The sequence below is a fragment of the Telmatocola sphagniphila genome (assembly GCF_018398935.1).
In the GTDB taxonomy this organism is placed as follows: Bacteria; Planctomycetota; Planctomycetia; order Gemmatales; family Gemmataceae; genus Telmatocola; species Telmatocola sphagniphila.
Genome location: NZ_CP074694.1, coordinates 3,455,011 through 3,471,534 on the forward strand (window position 1 = coordinate 3,455,011; position 16,524 = coordinate 3,471,534).

Genomic DNA, 16,524 nt, shown 5'->3' on the forward strand with positions numbered 1-16,524 from the left:
GGAATTGAAGTGCAATAAAATTTTTAGAGCCCGAACGTCGAGAAAGTTAATAGCTCCCTGCTGGGGCATTCAAATGGTTATGTGCTGATATGAAATTTCGATGGCTTGATCTGTCCGTGCGAACAGCCTATTTTTCGGGCAGATAAATAGAATTCAGGAAATTGGGATTAGGTTTTGGTATCATTGTTCTTTCCGGCACTGGCAAATAGCCAGTGCCACCCAAAACATTACCTGACAATGACTTACGGTGATTCTAAAGGGTTACCAGTGCCACCCGCCGCTTAACCTAGACCTCAAACAAGCGAAGTTTTTGATGCCAATTCCGTGGGGAGTTTTAGCGAGATAGTTCGATGAGTCCCCCACGCCGGAGCTTTTCGCTCGGCCGAACGCATACTTCTATTTTTCAAACATTCTTCCTTTCCGCGAATAGCTCTCGGCGTTTTATCGGATCGGGACATCCGGATCCCGACTTCAGTCGGTCGAACGATCAGCACCTCAGTGCTTTCAGTAGTCGGAAGAAGATTGGCAAGTGCGGGTTCCAGCCGAGCAATCGATAGACGATGCGGCCGGCCTTCCGGACGATCTGACAAGGCAGAAGCATGAAAGCATTGAGGAAGGTTTTGAATTCCATTTTCAAAACCGACTGCTTCTGGTCCCGATGCTTTTCCCGCCAGCGACCAGGAGTTTCCGGCAACGTCAAGGCCCACCAGGCTTTCAAGTTCCAGGCCAGGGAGGCCATCACCATGTACGCCCAATTGCTTTCCAGATCGTGCAGCGGCGCGTGCAAGGCCCGGCAACCGCCCTTGAGCTGCGCTATCAGATTTTCCTGATTGCAGCGATCGTTGGCTTCGTAGACGACTTCCGCGGCCGTGCACTCCCGGTCGTTGGTGATGTAGAAGAAATAGCGTTCGTCCGGATACAGAACGGATTCGCCTTTTTCCACGGAAAGATTCTTGCGAATCACCACCAGGCGATACGCCCTTCGGCAAGCGGTCGGTTGGTACTCGAACTCGGCCACCGCTTCGGAGATCAACTTCACATTTACGAATTCCCGCTCTTGGACGATCCGCTCCTTGGTGTTTTCCCGTCGGTGTCGCAACTTCGCTTTCGCCGAGTATTGCGCGGGACGCTCGAGCTTGTGCCAAGCCGCTTCCGGCAGGTTTTCCGCGATTGCTTCGAGGTTTTGCTTCGAATCGTAGCCGAAATAAAAGCGTACCTTGGCGTTGGCATCCCAGCCGTCGAGGCGAGTGGTCTGCGAGAAATCGGTGTCGCCGCGAAAGACGATCCTGCGAAAGCCCGCTTGAAGGCACAGCAAAAGAGCCCGGTCGAGTTCGACCGCGGCCCCTTCGTGCGAAGGGCGATTGCCGGGACGGTTGACGATGCTCAGCGTCTCACCGGTGTTGGCCAGGGTCACCGCCAGGGGGTGGTAACACCAGTCTCTGTTATAGTTGATGTCCATCCCCGCTTTACGCTCGCCACGCGTTTGGGTAAAGCTGCCGTCGGCGTCGATCTTCGCGCATTCCCAAAAGGAATCGGGTTGCTTCGACCAGACGCGTAAACGGGTCTGGTTGAAAGCGTCGATCAAAGCCTGGATGCTGCCACTATCGAAGCGTCGACAAAAGTCGCCCGAAGTAGTCGGGTCGGGAAAACGCTGAGTGCCCAAGGCGTTGAGAAAGTTTTCGTCCGTGCGACGCAGTTCCATGTCTTGCAGGCAGGTACCCCCGCAAAGGGAATTGTAAGCGATGGCCAACACGTGGTCCGATTCCGAGTAAGGCCTTTGAAATTGGAGCAGATGCAGCTTCTCGTCGATGTCGTCGATCAGTCCGATACGCCGGGCCAGAAGGTGCATGGCCCCGAGGCCTCCGCAACTGATCGCCCCCACGCGTTCGGAGACTTCGTAATGAATGTTGGAGGCGTCGAAAGAAGGAGCGAAGGTCATCGCGGCCTCTCGCTTAGCCAGGCGACGTTCGATTCGACTCTTGCATTTTTGAAACCAACGTCCGAAAATAACATTCACTCGAAACTCCTTTTTGCGACTGTCGATTTGTTAAGCGGTTACTTACACAAACCGCAGAAAACAAAAAGGATTTCGAGCTTTCTTCGATAAATCGAAACAATTCCCCAAAAAACTACGCTGTTTTAAGGCCTAGATTTTGTCCGTCAATAAAAAGTAACCCAGCACGTGCAACGCTAGGAAATGCCATTTGCGGTGATTCAACATCAGGTGACATTTTTGCGACTTTTTTCAGGTTTGATATTGATTTAGAGTTTTTCGTGGTTATAATACGATCAATTAAATACTTCGCTCCGCCTTCACGTTAAATAGAATGAGCGTCCAAAAAATCTTTATAGCAGATTTTTCAATCCGCTATAATCCGAATTTTTTCTTCAAAATTAGAATAATTTTACAGTCGATGTCAAATCCGATTGTTTACCGTTGAGCCAAAGCATGGCAGCTTATTTGAATTTTGGATCTCTGATCCATAGGGCTCGAGCGTTTGAACGTTTGTCGTTCTGAAAACGGCGTGCATATCGTGATTTTGTGGGGAGATGTCCACAATGACAAATTTATTCGATGACAATTCTTAGGTGAGAAGATCGATCCGTGACATCAGTGAATGGCCAAAATTAACTTGAAATCAGTAAAAGTGATTTTCGTTCCCTACAACCGTTATTTTTTGGAGTACCACGATGAAAAAGCTGTTTATGCTCACTGCATTCGTTATTTGTTTAGCTTCTTTGAATGCGGGAATTTTAAGCGCGTTTACGTCGAACACCCCATCTGGTCAAGTATATATACTCCAGTCTGGGGCTGAATGTTCGCCGATCCCATGTACAACAATTCTGCCTGCTCCCTTACCCTATATCGGAAATAATCCTGGACAGGGTACCAATATCCTTGGGACCTATTTTCTTTGCGTCGGCGGTCAAGGAAATGTGAATTTTTGTGCGACCTACTCGACGACTCCTCCAAGTTCCAACTGCTTTACTCCTACCAATCCGCCAAGTACCACTACCTGTGCAGGTACGTTTTACACGACAACTCCCGACCCTACTCAGTTCGTAAATGGCTGGGAGGATAGTGGCATTCCATGCAACAGCCCAACATATGCTCAGTGTACTAATTGAAAGCGAGTAAATGTACTAGAATGGTAAGGCATTCTCCTATGGATAGAGTTGCTTTCCCTCAAGGAAGAGGGAATCTCTATTGGCTTATTTGGAATAATCAAGAATCTATAACGCTTACAATTTGTCGACACTTTGTTGTATGACAAAGTAAATGCTGGTGCGTCCCATGGCACAGTTCTATCGATCAAGTGCTATAATTACGGAGCTGTCATGTATTTTATAGTCCTTTCAGCAATTCTTTTTGTGGATGCGAAAAGTGAATCGCTCGTGGAAAAAACCTTCAACTCATATTCGACGCTATCGGAAGGCATTCAGACGATGGAAGTGAAAGCTAATGTGGAACTCGCCAACAATGGCACTACATCAAAATACACATTGCATTATTACCGAAGCCAAGATCAAGAAAAGATAAATTACCTGAACGAAAAGGAGCAAGTCTTCTTCACGTCTATTCGCGATAAAGGCGTTTACTCCGTCTATCCCGTAAATCCGTCTGGGAAGCAAAAATTGGGGACGATTCAACAATATCTGGGGTACGATTTGTGTGATTCGGATATCTGGAGCGACCTTGGATTTCGGCAACATAATCGGTTGAATGAAAACTACAAAAAGAATAAGGACAAGCATCCTTTTGCCAAATTCGATGCACGCGAAATGGATAAACTCTCTAATGTGGCGGGAAAAGGAGTGAGCATTAAAGAAATTCGTGGCCCCATGACCCATTGGCTGGAATTTAGCGATAGATACAACCAATATTGCACTTACTCCCGGTATGAAATAGTCTTTAACGATAAGGACATCAGGTCTTCGTCGATCAATCGCACTAAGTTCAAAGACTTTGGGAACGGTCTCTACCTTCCCATGGAAGTCGACTTTCAGTCGAAAATTGACCTGACAGGACAAATAACATCCAGCAAGAAGTACAAAATTACGAAGCTTCTTGTGAACGAATCTTTGCCCAAGGATTGTTTTGTGTTTCAATTTCCAGGAAACGTGACGGTCGATGATTTCATTAAGAAAATCAGGTACAAGACAGATGAAAAGGGCAACGCTTCGGGCCCTGTCCAAGACTTGCCCAAAGTACCGGCACCCAAGCAGTGATTATGTAGGTCTAGCTAAAGCAAAAGAAGATACATTGTCATGAATAAATATCTCTTTCTTCTAGTCATTTTTGCAACGACAGTTGCGATTTCGTATATCGCTACTAGCCGCTTGAATGAAAACAATCCAGAATCGAAATTGGAAAATAAAATAATCGAACCTGAACATTTCGACGATCAGTCTTCACGACTTGAATTTCCCGTGCTCGTTGAGTTAGGGGAATTGCCCGTAAGCAGCAGAGCAGTAGCAGAATTTTCAATTGCCAACAGGGCCGATGAAGATATATCGATCTTTCGGTTTAAGACAGCTTGCTCCTGCATGGGGGTCGAATTTCAAAAAGGCGATATTTGGGAGCCGGTAAATAGCGTCAAGATTCCTGCGAAATCGGTTTTTAAATTTCGTCTAAGATTCTCTGTGGTTGGCAATTTTGGTCAACCAATGCAGACTTCGATTCAATTCGAAACTAATGAACCGACGCAAAAATCTGCAGAAGTGATCGTCAAAGTAAGTAAGGTCATCGCTGGAATGACTTCCGTTCCGCCTGTCATCGTCCTGTCGGATCTACGAAACGGCGTTAGCTCAAAGCATAGATTCGAGATTCGCGATGGCTATCCCATTCCCCGAAAAGTTGGCCGTGTTGAGTATGCCGGAATGCCGAATGTAGAATGCAAATACTCGCCTATCGACAATCCGAAGGTGGATAAGAATCAACACGGCACTCTCGTAGGGTACCTGGATTGTAAAATCACTCCCGAAAGTTCGGGTCATCAATTGGGTTTGATCTCCATTTTCATTGAAGGAGAAGAGGCCACGCCTTCGATCATTCCGATTAATTTTTCGATATCCGAAGACGTTCGAATCCTTCCCCAAAAATTCTACTTCCCTAAGATGACTGACGAAGGGCTTCTATTCAAGGGAACTCTTCTCGTTTCATCTGACGAATTGGAAAAATACTCTATAGAATATCTTGATGTGCCGAGAGAAATTGAAATTAAGCCACAAGATAAAGTCGCGGGCGCGACATCGAGAAAGATCGAAATATCTGTAAAAAAAGAGTATACTAAAGCGGTAGAAGAAAAGGTCTATAAATTTGAAGTTCAAGTTTCTAAAGAGAAGAAATCCCAAAGAAAAGAGATAACCATTACAGTATCACCGAAGGCGCCGTAGGATTCTACGGCAAATGATCCCGGTAAAGGGCTCGGACATCTGCGTTTTACATCAAACGGAATGAGATCAATGAAGTAATTTGGTCGTCAATTTCCGGTCGAGTCTTCGATTGATGTTTCTGTGTTGCCGCGTTGTGTCGACCTATTTGGCGTTATCGTACACATAACAATGAATGCGGTGTTAAATTTTGTTGTCGAATCTGGGACGCCCATGGAATTGATTTTTTGTGCCTTGTTCTAAAATGTTGTTAATGGTCAATCAAGTATGCAATTAAATAGAAAGGCTGTGACCCTAATCGAAGCTATAGTAGTCATAGCTATAATTGGACTACTTATTGCTCTCTTACTCAGCGCTATCCAGGCTGCTAGAATGGCGATGGCTAGAGCAAGTTGTCTGAACAATTTGAAGCAAATTGGGCTCGCATTACACACTTACCATGATCAGAACGGCGGTTTGCCACCTCGAAGTGATCAAAATTTTCAGAGTTCCAATCCGGACACACATTTGAGTTTTTTTGCGTTGATTTTACCTCAAATTGGAGAAACAAATCTCTGGAATTCCTCCGTCGAAGCCTGTTCTATCGAACGTAATTCGTATCTCAATCCTCCACACATAGGTTTTGCGACTCCCATAAAGATTTATTCTTGCCCATCTGATGGTCGACTTGCCTCTGCTGTTACTTTAAAAACCGGTCAAAAAGCGGCTTTTACTTCTTACATCGGATGTATGGGAAGTTTAGAAAGAAAAGTTACTGACAAACGAACTCCCAATAGGTTAAATGGGCTTTTCGGATCTATGCCAGGAATCTCGTTTGATGATATCAAAGATGGATTATCCGAAACGATTATGGTAGGAGAGCGTCCTCCACCAGATTCGTACGAAGCTGGATTGTGGTATCCGAGCGGCCATATTCTAAGAGCGCCTCAAAAAGGACCGAACGAATTTCTCGGAATTCCCTCATTAAGAACGCTATTTGACCAACAATGTCATGGAGTACAGGAAAAATATCAAGAAGATCGATTAGATAACCCATGTTCGCGTTTTCATTTCTGGAGCTTACATAAGGGCGGTGCCAATTGGTTATTTGCTGATGGATCGGTCCGATTTATGGCTTATGGTAATGATGACATCTTACGTGCACTCGCCACGAGAGATGGAGGGGAAGTAGTTGAATCACCATAACTCCTGCACTTTCCCAGATAATCTAAGCGGAGCAGGCCATTTGGAACAAGCGTTTGACGGCTATTTTGTATTTTCGCGTTCCGGGCCCGCTTTGCGGAAGTGCTCGAAATTCTTCTTGCAAAATCAGCTTTAGCAACGACTTGCGTCGATCGTTATGAGAAGGCCGTCGCGGCCGATTATCCCAGGGACGATCGGAACGATCCACCAACTTCCTTTGCGGTTGATCCCAAGCCCACAGTTCGGTCAAAGTCATCATCCACAGGTTCATGTGAAACGCGCCGATGTTGGCGTGCAGGTTTCGCAATTGCTGCTGACCGGCTCTCCAAACTTCCTTGACGTCCTTGAAGACCTGCTCGATGGCATTGCGGCTGGCCACGGTTTCCAGGATCTGGGCCACCGTCGCCTCCGGATTCGTCGAGAAGAAAGCGATCCACCCTTTTTTCTCTTTAACCAGAACCACGCGGATGACTCCCTCCGCCGACTTCCAGGTCGCCAGAAAACTCTTGTACGTTTTGACTTCTGGGCGACCGTACAACTGCAGGGAGGCCGACGACCATCCCCGGGCATGAGCCGCTCGCTTGGCCAAGTCGATTCGCTTCTCTCCGTACTTGCGGGGACGCCCCCGACCTTTGGAGGGAGAGGGCAACTCGTATAGGGCGGCATCCTTGCGGAGCCGACTGATCAATGTGAAGTTCAACTGCCGACACGCCCGCAGAATCGGTTTCTTCGCATAGCCGCCATCCGCCACGATCCAGACTGCTTTCCCCGGAGAAAACAAAGACTTCGAGAGCCATTGCAGGATCTCCACCGCCAGTTGCAGCTTGGTCCGAAACTTCCACTGGTACTTGCGGGGAAGCGTCGCGACCTCTTTCTGGCGGACGTATAACTGGGCTCGCCAAGGCAAGCCGATAACGCCGTGGAGAGGATGCCAGGCCAATAAAGCCGCCACGACGAAGTTCTGCCCGTATTCGAGCAACTGTCCGATCGGACCCGGAGTCGGATTGTGGTGAATTCCGGCCCCTTCGACCTTCGGACCGTAACGTTTGGTGAGGGTGTCATCCAGAGCAATCACGATCTTCTCGGATTGGGCCGCCGGGTGTTTGAGAACCAGTCGTCCCACGGCGGTACTCATCGAAAGGGATTCTCGACCGACCGCTGCAAGGTGCCGGTAGGCCGACTTGTACTTTCGACGGATACCGGCGGCTCGGAACCATCGGGAGGCGGTGCGTCGCTGGTCCTGAGCGAGGAACATGCCGCGGAAGATACGCACGGTTAGCGACTGGATTCGAGCATCCAAAAAGAAGACCAGGGCGGAAAAAGCGCTGGACAGAAAGGAGGGAAAACGAGATACTTCCATGGCCGGTGCCTTCCTGGCTTGATGTTTTTTAAGCACCACCATGCTGACGGAAGCACCGGCTTTTTCAAGAGCAATTCAAATTCCCAATACCCCTAAATTGTTAAGACTTTCTGGGAAAGTGCAGATCGGGTATAAGACAAACAAAAAGCTATTTTTCGATTCGGATTGCTTCCAAAAGTGCCGCGGGATTTCTTCTCCGACCCGGAAATCTCTCCGGAGTGTAGTCAGCTTCCTGGTACTGGTTGCCCGAAAGATCGGGAACCGGAAAAAGCTTCGGTCCTCATCGAGAGACGATGTTGAACGATGAAATCGGTCACACACGGCTCGAGTTAGCCAGTTAGATTGATTCCGCTCTGACAGATAGCCGTTATCATCCGTTGCCCGCTAATCCCACCTCTACTTCGAACTTGGCAACGCCGGTAAGCTCGTTTCCCACTTGATCAGTTTCTCGCGAATTTCCTTGAGGATTTCGGGGTGCTGATAGGCCAGATTCTTCCGCTCCCCGATATCGTTCGCAAGATCGAATAGCAATTCCGATTCGCGGTCAAAAATGTATTTCCAGTTCCCGTATCGAACGGCCCTCTGACCAAATCGAGAATTAGGACGAGGCAAACGCCAGAAGAGTGTTCGTGGTTTCGCCTCTTGCTTGCCGGAAATCCAGGGAATGATATCCTCGCCATCCAGATTTTCTGGGATCTTCCCGGTGGCATTTTTCAGAATGGTGGCCGTGAGATCCATGGCGATGACCGGCAGACTCGAATCTTTACCCGACGGCACAACCCCCGGCCAGCGAACCATGCAGGGAACACGGATGCCTCCCTCCCAGAGGGAATATTTGCCGTGGAACAAGGGTGTATTGTCGGAAAGTCGCTCTCCGCCGTTGTCGTTGAGGAACAGTACCAGGGTGTTATCGGCCAGCTTGAGATCTTCCAGCTTTTTCAGCACCCGGCCAATCCCCTCATCCAGGCGCTCGACAATTTTCACATAATCGGCCCGAGTGCCGTGGGCCGGGCCGTAGGTCGCTTTCCCATTGAGATCGGGTTTATCGGGTCTTTGAAACGGCCAGTGCGGAGCATTGTAGGCAACCTCCATGAAGAAGGGCTTGCCGGCGTTTTTATCCAAAAATTGCTCGGCTCGTTTCGTGAGGAGGTCCGTCAGATAGCCTTCTTCGTTGATCAGTTCGGTATTGTGATAAAGGCCGGGATCGCCCAAGGCATCCTTATGGGAAAAGTAATCGAGATCGGCTCCCGGGAAGCCGAAGAAATCGTCGAAGCCATGAGCGTTCGGCCCGAACTGGGGTTTATAACCGAGATGCCATTTTCCATAGAGGGCGGTCGAATACCCGGCGGCTTTCATATTCTTCGCGAGGACCGAATCTGCCACCAGCAAACCGCGATCTTTCTCGGTATAGTTGATGACCCATTCAAAGCCGGTTTTCTGAGGATACCGGCCGGTTAGCAGGGCTGCCCGCGTGGGTGAGCAGACCGGGGCGGCGGCATAGGCATCGGTCAGCCGAACGCCTTGCTTCGCCAGTTGATCGAGGTGAGGTGTTTTGATTTCCTTGGAGCCGTAACAACCGAGGTCGCCATACCCCAGATCATCGACGACGATCAGGAGGACATTTGGGGGCGCGGCCTGTAGCTGAGTTGCCCCCAGGAATAAGAACGCTGTCAGAATTACCCAAGACCGCATACGCGCTCCAATAGAGGAGTATTTTACCCGTAGTATTGTAGTAACTTGGCGGTTCCCGAAGGCTTTCCCAGTGACTCCTCTGTCACGTCCGACTTCCCGAAGCTCATATAATGGAAATTCTTGAATAAATGAACGAATTCCTCTCTCGAAAGCCAGAATTCATGAACGATAAGAATGCCCCCAACCAGTTAAAATCGATCGCCCGCCGGGCCATGATGGAGCGCGGGCTGGAACCCGATTTTTCCACCACCGCTCTTGAACAGCTTCGTCTGATCACTGGCCCGTCCCGGGAAACCGGGCCTGCGATTCGGGACCAGCGTTCTTTATTGTGGTGCTCGATCGACAACGACACTTCCAAAGATTTGGATCAACTCTCGGTTTCCGAGAAACTGCCCGACGGCAAAGTCAAAGTGTTGGTGGCCATTGCGGATGTGGATGCCGTGGTGAAAAAAGGCTCGCCGCTGGATAAGCACGCTTCGAATAACACGACCTCCGTTTATACGATGGCTCAAATCTTTCCGATGTTACCGGAGAAACTCTCCACCGATTTGACTTCTTTGAACAAGAATGAGGATCGAATCGCCCTGGTGATCGAGATGGTGGTAGCCCCGGATGGGACGGTAACCGATTCCGATATCTATCGGGCCGTTGTGAACAACAAATCGAAACTCGCTTACAACAGCGTGGCCGCCTGGCTGGATGGGCACGAAAAAATGCCCGATCAAATTGCCCAGGTCCCGGGTATGGAGGAACAGCTTCGTACGCAGGATCAGATCGCTCAGGCCATGCGACAGGTCCGTTATCTGCACGGCTCGCTGGAATTGGAATCGCTGGAGCCGGAAGCCATCTTGAGCAGTGATGGCAAAATTACCGATCTGCGGTTGAATACCAAGAACCGGGCTAAAGAACTGATCGAAGACTTCATGATCGCGGCCAATGGCGTTTCGGCTCGATTTCTGGAAAAGAAGCAATGGCCGACGTTGCAGCGCGTGGTTCGTTCACCGGAACGCTGGGATCGCATTCAAAAAGTCGCGGAGGAATTCGGCGAGCATTTACCCGCTCAGCCCGATTCGAAGGCTCTTTCCGCATTTCTCACCAAACGCCGGCAGATTGATCCCCTGCGGTTCCCGGATCTGTCACTGACAATCGTCAAACTGATGGGTTCCGGAGAATATGTCGTGCAGGTGCCGGGTCAGACTTCACCCGGCCACTTCGGACTCGCGGTTCGGGAATATAGCCATTCCACGGCGCCTAATCGCCGTTTTCCCGACTTGATTACTCAGAGAATGCTCAAGGCGGCACTAACGGATAGCAAGCCGGCTTACTCGGTCGCTGAAATGAATTGGCTGGCCACTCACTGCACCGATCGCGAAGATGCCGCCAATAAAGTCGAACGACAGGTCCGCAAATCGGCCGCCGCGCAGTTTCTATCGGATCGAATTGGGCAAGTCTTCGATGCGCTGATTACGGGTAAGAATGATAAGGGCACCTGGGTTCGAGTCATTACCCCACCCGTTGAAGGCAAGCTGACCGATACCCCCGCCGATGTCGATGTGGGGGATCAGATCAAGGTGAAATTGACCTCGTTAAATGTGGAGCGAGGTTTCATCGATTTCACAAGAGTGGGAACCGAGAAAAAAATCGCGGTGCGTCCCAACTCGCATTAAGGATTAACAACTTTCTTTTCAGGTCGGATCCAGCACTGATCGCCGAAACACTTGATGAGGATCGAAGCGGCCTCTTCCGGTGAGTCGGTGATCTGGACCAGATCCAGATCGCCTGCATCAATTTTTCCTTCGGTGAGAACGGGATTGCGAATCCAATCGAACAATCCCTTCCAGTAGGCCGTCCCGAACAGAACCACGGGGAATTGCTGGATCTTTTTGGTCTGGATGAGCGTGAGGGCTTCGAACAACTCATCCAAGGTTCCAAAACCTCCCGGGAATAACACAAAACCTTCGGCGTACTTCATGAACATCGTCTTGCGGCAGAAGAAGTAGCGGAAGTTGATCGAGATGTCGACGTAAGAGTTAACCGACTGTTCATGCGGCAGTTCGATGTTGCAACCGATGGATAATCCACCCGCTTCTTTAGCGCCACGATTGGCCGCTTCCATGATTCCGGGCCCACCCCCTGTAATCACTGCGAAACCCGCTTTAGCCAGAAGCCCAGCCACTTCCCGCGCGGCCTGATACATGGGATCATTTCTGTCGGTTCGTGCGGAACCGAAAATGGTGACTGCCGAGCCGACTTCGGCCAGAGCATCGAAGGCATGGACGAATTCACCGGTGATACGCAGAACTCGCCAGGGATCCGTATGAGTGAATTCCGCCTGGGAGGCCACCCGCGCGACCGGCGTGTTGAGCCGGGGCCGTTGCAACAGCAATTCGTCTTCCATTTTCTCGCCGGTGCGGGCGGTGCGGCTGAGCGAGACGTTGGGAATTGGCTTGTGATTCCCGTTAGTCACATTAGGTTCTGTGTCGGCCATGATCTTTCCTGGATGAAATTCAAGTTTTCGAGAGTTCTCCATTTTAAGAGCCGAATTGTCCAGAAATTTGCCGATTCCGTCAATCGGAGAGCGCTGGACTGTCCGCTCTCTTCAAGGAAAAGGTGATATAAAAGAATTTTAGCCTTCCTGATTCAGCGATTTTACCCTCTAATTTCGAGCTCTCGCATGATAAATCGCATTCTCCTGTCCCTTTCACTCCTTCTGCTTTTTCAAGCTTCCTCATCCGCAGGAGACCCCAAAGCGTTTCCGGGCACGGCCACCAAATGGTCCGGGTTTGCCAAGTACGATTTTAAAGTCGGAGACAAGGAAGCCACTGTAGTGGTTCCGGAAAAGGCGCTCCCGGGTCGGCCGTGGGTCTGGCGGGGCGAATTCTTTGGAGCGTTTGCGGATGCCGATGTGGCTCTGGTGAAAGCAGGCTGGCATCTGGCCTATCTGAAAGTGCCCGATTTGTTCGGTTCGCCCAAGGCTCTGCAAGCCTGGGAAAAATTTTACACCACGATGGTGCAGGATTATGCCATGCACCCCAAGCCCGGTTTGATCGGTCTCAGCCGGGGTGGTTTGTATTGCATGAACTGGGCGGCGACGCATCCGAATAAAACGCTGGCCGTTTATCTCGATAACGCCGTGTGCGACTTCAAGAGCTGGCCGGGCGGCAAGCCAAAGAATCTCGGCGCCGGACAAGGCTCCCCTGGCGAATGGAAGAACTTACTTTCGGCCTACGATTTCAAATCGGACCAGGAAGCGATCTCTTACAAGCTGAACCCGGTCGACAACCTCGCCCCACTTGCAAAATCTCAAATTCCCCTGCTCCTTGTGTTTGGCGATAAAGACACCGCCGTGCCGGGCAAGGAAAATTCCGAGTTGGTTTACGATCGCTACAAGGCCCTCGGCGGTCCTGTCACTAAGATCGTGAAGCCGGGTCAGGATCACCATCCGCACGGATTGGTCGACGTCAGCCCAGTCGTTCGATTCTTTACTCGGGCTCTGCTCGGGGACAACAGCATGGCCGTGAGAGAAGAAATCGAATGGATGGATGTCTGGGTGCCGGGAAACAGCAATAAAGATCTGCCCCGGGTGCTCTTGATCGGCGATTCGATCGTTCGGGCTTATTACAAGGAAGTGGAAGATCGGCTGAAAGGCAAAGCGGTCATTTGCCGCTTGTCCACAGCCAAGAGTCTGGGCGATCCGAGCTATCTGGATGAAGTGAAACTGGTGCTTTCTCAAACTCATTATGATGTGGTGCATTTCAACAACGGTCTCCACGGCTTTGGATACACTGAAGAGGAATACACCTCGGCTCTACCGGAATTGCTGAAAGTGATTCGAACTAGCGCCCCGGACGCTAAGCTCATTTGGGCCAGCACCACGGCCATGCGAGTGGCCGACAAGCTGGATACTCTTTCCCCGACCACAGAACGAGTAAAAAAGCGGAACGCTAACGCCAAAAAGCTGATGGATCAGGAATCGATTCTCGTCGATGACCTCTTCGGCGTGGTGATCAGTAATGCCGAATACTATTCCAAAGACGGCGTTCACATGAACGGTAAAGGCAACTCGGCCTTGGGAGCCAAAGTCGCGGAAGCTCTGCTTCCCCTACTTACTAAAAAAGAATAGCTTCTTCGCGGGACCAACTCCCCGCGCCTTTGCGGAACTTTAAATAATGACATCTTGTCAGTTGTCATTATATTGTATTTTATGAACCGCCCGACCCCGGTTACCTGCTGGAAGCTTCCATGATTGCACAATTGGAAAAACCCCAAAATCTGCAGACCGATTACGAACGAGATGGATTCATCATCGTTCGCAATCTCTTTTCCGTCGATGAAATTCAAAGATTATCGGAGGAGATCGACGCCGTTCGAAATCAGTACACTCATCTGGTTGACAAGCGGAACATGCGCTGCCGCTGGCAGGACCACTACCAGACTGGCGAGTGCCGTTTCGATGCTTTCGATCCGATAATCGACCTCTCGCCGTTAAGCAAGGATCTCGCTTATTCTCCCAAGATGCTTGAAGTCTTGCGGGCGATGTACGGCGAACCGGCCTGTCTGTTCAAGGATAAGATCATTTTCAAGATGCCAGGCGCTAAGGGCTACGACATGCATCAGGACTGGATTGCCTGGGAACGTTTCCCGAGAAGTTTCTGTTCAGTCGTGGTGCCGCTGGATGAAGCTGATGAAGATAACGGCTGCACCATCGTTTATCCCGGCTACCATCAAAATGGCTCACTGTCGGCTGAGGATGGAAATTATCATCCCCTGCCAGCGGGTCTGATCGACGAATCGAGTGCGGTCCCCCTGGTTTTAAATCGCGGTGATATCGCGGTGTTCAGCGGTTTTACCCCTCATAAGTCGCTGGCCAACAAATCCGACCGTCCCCGCCGGCAGTTCTACTTCAGCTACACCCGGCAATCCGATGGCGGGGAACTCCGCGAACAGCATTACAAGGACTATCATCTTTGGCTGATTCAAAAATACCGCGAATATGGAAAACTGGATACTTACTTCGAATAAACCAGCGTGAGCAAACGGCCGAGCATTTTTTCACTTTATTCAACCACTCCTATCTCTTCGGGTGCTACATTGCAGTATCCGGAGAAATAGACTTGAACCCGTTCGGTATTTCGACGATAATAATTATGTATTTTTGAACCTGCCTTTACGATTTTTAACTTCCTGCCTCGAACCGGTTAAACCGGGTCTTTTTAGTTTTTCTGCGGATTCACTGGGGCTTCCTACCATGCGGATTTTCCGTCTGCTCCTGGCTGCGGTTTGTCTTTTGCTTGCTTTTCAGCCGGTGAACGCAGGGGATCTTTTGCCCGCCGAGCAGAGCATCGACCGGGCTATCAATCATTACGTTCAGGAATTGCTTCAGAAGGACCACCTCCAGCCCGCGGCGCTGGCGGACGATGCCACGATTATTCGCCGGCTCACACTCGATCTGGTCGGCCGCATTCCCACACCTGCCGAAACCCAAGCCTATGTCGACTCGAAGGATAGCAACAAAAAGATTCAACTCGTCGATCATTTGATGGCTTCTCCCGGTTTTATCCGGCATCAGGCCGCCCAGTTCGATGCGATGATGGCTCCCACCGGCAACCCCGGTAGCGGACGGCTATCTGCCTACTTCAATGAGGCTTTGAAAGCTAACAAATCGTGGAAACAGATTTTCCAGGATCTTCTGTTACCGAATGAAAATGATCCGAAGCAGAAGGGCTCGATCGAATTTCTGAAAGCCCGAGTGAGTGATCTCGATCGCTTGACCATCGACGTCAGCGTGCTTTTCTTCGGTGTAAATGTCAGTTGTGCCCAATGCCACAACCACCCGCTGGTACAGGACTGGAAGCAAGATCATTTCTATGGGATGAAGAGCTTCTTTATTCGGACCGTCGATAATGGAGGCACCATCGCGGAGAAGGAATTCGGCCAGCTGAAATTCAAGCCGAATAAGGGGTCGGAAAAACCGGCCACACCGCTGTTTCTCAGTGGAGACAAAATCGAGTTGGCCAACTTCCGCGAACCGACCAGCGAAGAACAGAAAAAAGATAAAGAGCGATTAGAAAAGAACAAAGCGAACAAAACCGCCCCCACCCCGCCAGCCGTCAGTGCCCGGGCCAAGCTTTTCGAAGTTGCATTAAAGCCAGGCAATTCGCAGTTTTTCAACAAAGCCATTGTCAATCGCCTCTGGCATCGCTTTTTCGGCTACGGGTTGGTGACCCCGCTCGACCAGATGCATTCCGAGAATCCACCGAATCATCCCGATTTGTTAGAGTGGCTCGCCCGGGATATGGTTGGCCACAATTACGATCTCAAGCGACTGATCCGCGGCATCGTCCTTAGTGAACCCTACGCCCGCAGCAGCCAGTATGCCGGCACTGCTCCGCCCGATCCGAAATATTTCGCCGTGGCCCGATTGAAGGCGCTGACACCGATGCAGTATGCGGTCTCTCTGAAAATTGCCACGACCGATCCGGCTAGCTTTGAAAAGCAGAAACCCGAAGCCCTGGAAAAGAAAATCGAACAGCTCGAAGGTGCCGCCCGAGGGTTTGCTTCCCTGATCGCAATGCCCAGCGATGATTTCCAAATCGGTGTCAACGAAGCTTTGCTCTTCAGCAATAATGGCCGGGTGGTGGGAGATTTCCTCGGGGAAGGTCAGGGAACTTTGATCGCCCGAATGATGGGATCTCCAGATTCCAAGCAGGCGATTGAACTGGCCGTGCGGAGTATTTTTTGCCGACCGGCTACGAATGAGGAAATCCAACTCTTTGCCGATTATTTGCAAAAGCGGACCGATCGCAGCAAAGAGGCGTATCGTCAGCTCGTCTGGGCGATGATCAGCAGTGCGGAACTTCGATTCAACTACTAATTCAATACTTCCGGGCTAACGC

Annotated in this window: 11 protein-coding genes; 7 read left to right on the forward strand and 4 right to left on the reverse strand. The window is 50.3% G+C overall.

Translation table 11 applies throughout. The features are described 5' to 3' along the window. Positions 1-487: 487 nt before the first annotated feature. Positions 488-2,017 carry an IS1380 family transposase gene (locus tag KIH39_RS13665; RefSeq protein WP_213493799.1) on the reverse strand — a complete coding sequence of 510 codons (1,530 nt, stop codon included), beginning with the start codon at positions 2,015-2,017 and terminating at the stop codon, positions 488-490. Between the two features lie 1,379 nt (positions 2,018-3,396). On the opposite strand from KIH39_RS13665, the gene KIH39_RS13670 reads away from it, so the two are divergent. The 3 genes from KIH39_RS13670 (at position 3,397) to KIH39_RS13680 (ending at position 6,579) form a co-directional block, all read left to right on the forward strand. After that, complete coding sequence (locus KIH39_RS13670; RefSeq protein ID WP_213493800.1) at positions 3,397-4,230, forward strand: hypothetical protein; 834 nt, start codon at positions 3,397-3,399, stop codon at positions 4,228-4,230. A 39-nt stretch (positions 4,231-4,269) separates the two neighbouring features. Further along, a complete protein-coding gene (locus KIH39_RS13675) occupies positions 4,270-5,397 on the forward strand; it encodes a hypothetical protein (protein WP_213493801.1) in 1,128 nt (375 codons plus the stop codon). 264 nt (positions 5,398-5,661) lie between these two features. Next, complete coding sequence (locus tag KIH39_RS13680; RefSeq protein ID WP_213493802.1) at positions 5,662-6,579, forward strand: DUF1559 family PulG-like putative transporter; 918 nt, start codon at positions 5,662-5,664, stop codon at positions 6,577-6,579. A gap of 22 nt (positions 6,580-6,601) precedes the next feature. Here KIH39_RS13680 and KIH39_RS13685 read toward each other — a convergent pair whose 3' ends face one another. Beyond that, the gene (locus tag KIH39_RS13685; protein ID WP_213493803.1) at positions 6,602-7,936 is read right to left on the reverse strand and encodes an IS701 family transposase; all 1,335 of its coding nucleotides are present in this window, start codon (positions 7,934-7,936) and stop codon (positions 6,602-6,604) included. Between the two features lie 396 nt (positions 7,937-8,332). Continuing rightward, positions 8,333-9,628: a sulfatase gene (locus KIH39_RS13690; RefSeq protein ID WP_213493804.1), complete on the reverse strand. Its 1,296-nt coding sequence runs from the start codon at positions 9,626-9,628 to the stop codon at positions 8,333-8,335. 161 nt (positions 9,629-9,789) lie between these two features. Between KIH39_RS13690 and KIH39_RS13695 the strand changes: the two genes are divergently transcribed. Then, positions 9,790-11,295 (forward strand): RNB domain-containing ribonuclease, encoded by a 1,506-nt coding sequence (locus tag KIH39_RS13695; RefSeq protein WP_213493805.1) that lies wholly within the window; start codon positions 9,790-9,792, stop codon positions 11,293-11,295. On the opposite strand, the gene KIH39_RS13700 is transcribed toward KIH39_RS13695, so the two are convergent. Further along, positions 11,292-12,116, reverse strand: coding sequence for an LOG family protein (locus KIH39_RS13700; protein WP_213493806.1), 825 nt, complete (start codon positions 12,114-12,116; stop codon positions 11,292-11,294). The genes KIH39_RS13695 and KIH39_RS13700 overlap by 4 nt on opposite strands. A 186-nt stretch (positions 12,117-12,302) precedes the next feature. Between KIH39_RS13700 and KIH39_RS26630 the strand changes: the two genes are divergently transcribed. The 3 genes from KIH39_RS26630 (at position 12,303) to KIH39_RS13715 (ending at position 16,502) form a co-directional block, all read left to right on the forward strand. Beyond that, positions 12,303-13,751 carry an SGNH/GDSL hydrolase family protein gene (locus tag KIH39_RS26630; protein ID WP_246539296.1) on the forward strand — a complete coding sequence of 483 codons (1,449 nt, stop codon included), beginning with the start codon at positions 12,303-12,305 and terminating at the stop codon, positions 13,749-13,751. A 119-nt stretch (positions 13,752-13,870) separates the two neighbouring features. Continuing rightward, positions 13,871-14,650: a phytanoyl-CoA dioxygenase family protein gene (locus tag KIH39_RS13710; protein WP_213493807.1), complete on the forward strand. Its 780-nt coding sequence runs from the start codon at positions 13,871-13,873 to the stop codon at positions 14,648-14,650. 226 nt (positions 14,651-14,876) lie between these two features. Further along, positions 14,877-16,502 carry a DUF1549 domain-containing protein gene (locus KIH39_RS13715; protein WP_213493808.1) on the forward strand — a complete coding sequence of 542 codons (1,626 nt, stop codon included), beginning with the start codon at positions 14,877-14,879 and terminating at the stop codon, positions 16,500-16,502. The last annotated feature ends 22 nt before the right edge of the window (positions 16,503-16,524 follow it).

Bases quoted from the DNA above. Each gene is read 5' to 3' on its own strand.
- KIH39_RS13695 (WP_213493805.1), top strand. From the start codon at position 9,790: ATGAACGATAAGAATGCCCCCAACCAGTTAAAATCGATCGCCCGCCGG.
- KIH39_RS13680 (WP_213493802.1), top strand. From the start codon at position 5,662: ATGCAATTAAATAGAAAGGCTGTGACCCTAATCGAAGCTATAGTAGTC.
- KIH39_RS13685 (WP_213493803.1), bottom strand. From the start codon at position 7,936: ATGGAAGTATCTCGTTTTCCCTCCTTTCTGTCCAGCGCTTTTTCCGCC.
- KIH39_RS13715 (WP_213493808.1), top strand. From the start codon at position 14,877: ATGCGGATTTTCCGTCTGCTCCTGGCTGCGGTTTGTCTTTTGCTTGCT.
- KIH39_RS13700 (WP_213493806.1), bottom strand. From the start codon at position 12,116: ATGGCCGACACAGAACCTAATGTGACTAACGGGAATCACAAGCCAATT.
- KIH39_RS13690 (WP_213493804.1), bottom strand. From the start codon at position 9,628: ATGCGGTCTTGGGTAATTCTGACAGCGTTCTTATTCCTGGGGGCAACT.
- KIH39_RS26630 (WP_246539296.1), top strand. From the start codon at position 12,303: ATGATAAATCGCATTCTCCTGTCCCTTTCACTCCTTCTGCTTTTTCAA.
- KIH39_RS13710 (WP_213493807.1), top strand. From the start codon at position 13,871: ATGATTGCACAATTGGAAAAACCCCAAAATCTGCAGACCGATTACGAA.
- KIH39_RS13675 (WP_213493801.1), top strand. From the start codon at position 4,270: ATGAATAAATATCTCTTTCTTCTAGTCATTTTTGCAACGACAGTTGCG.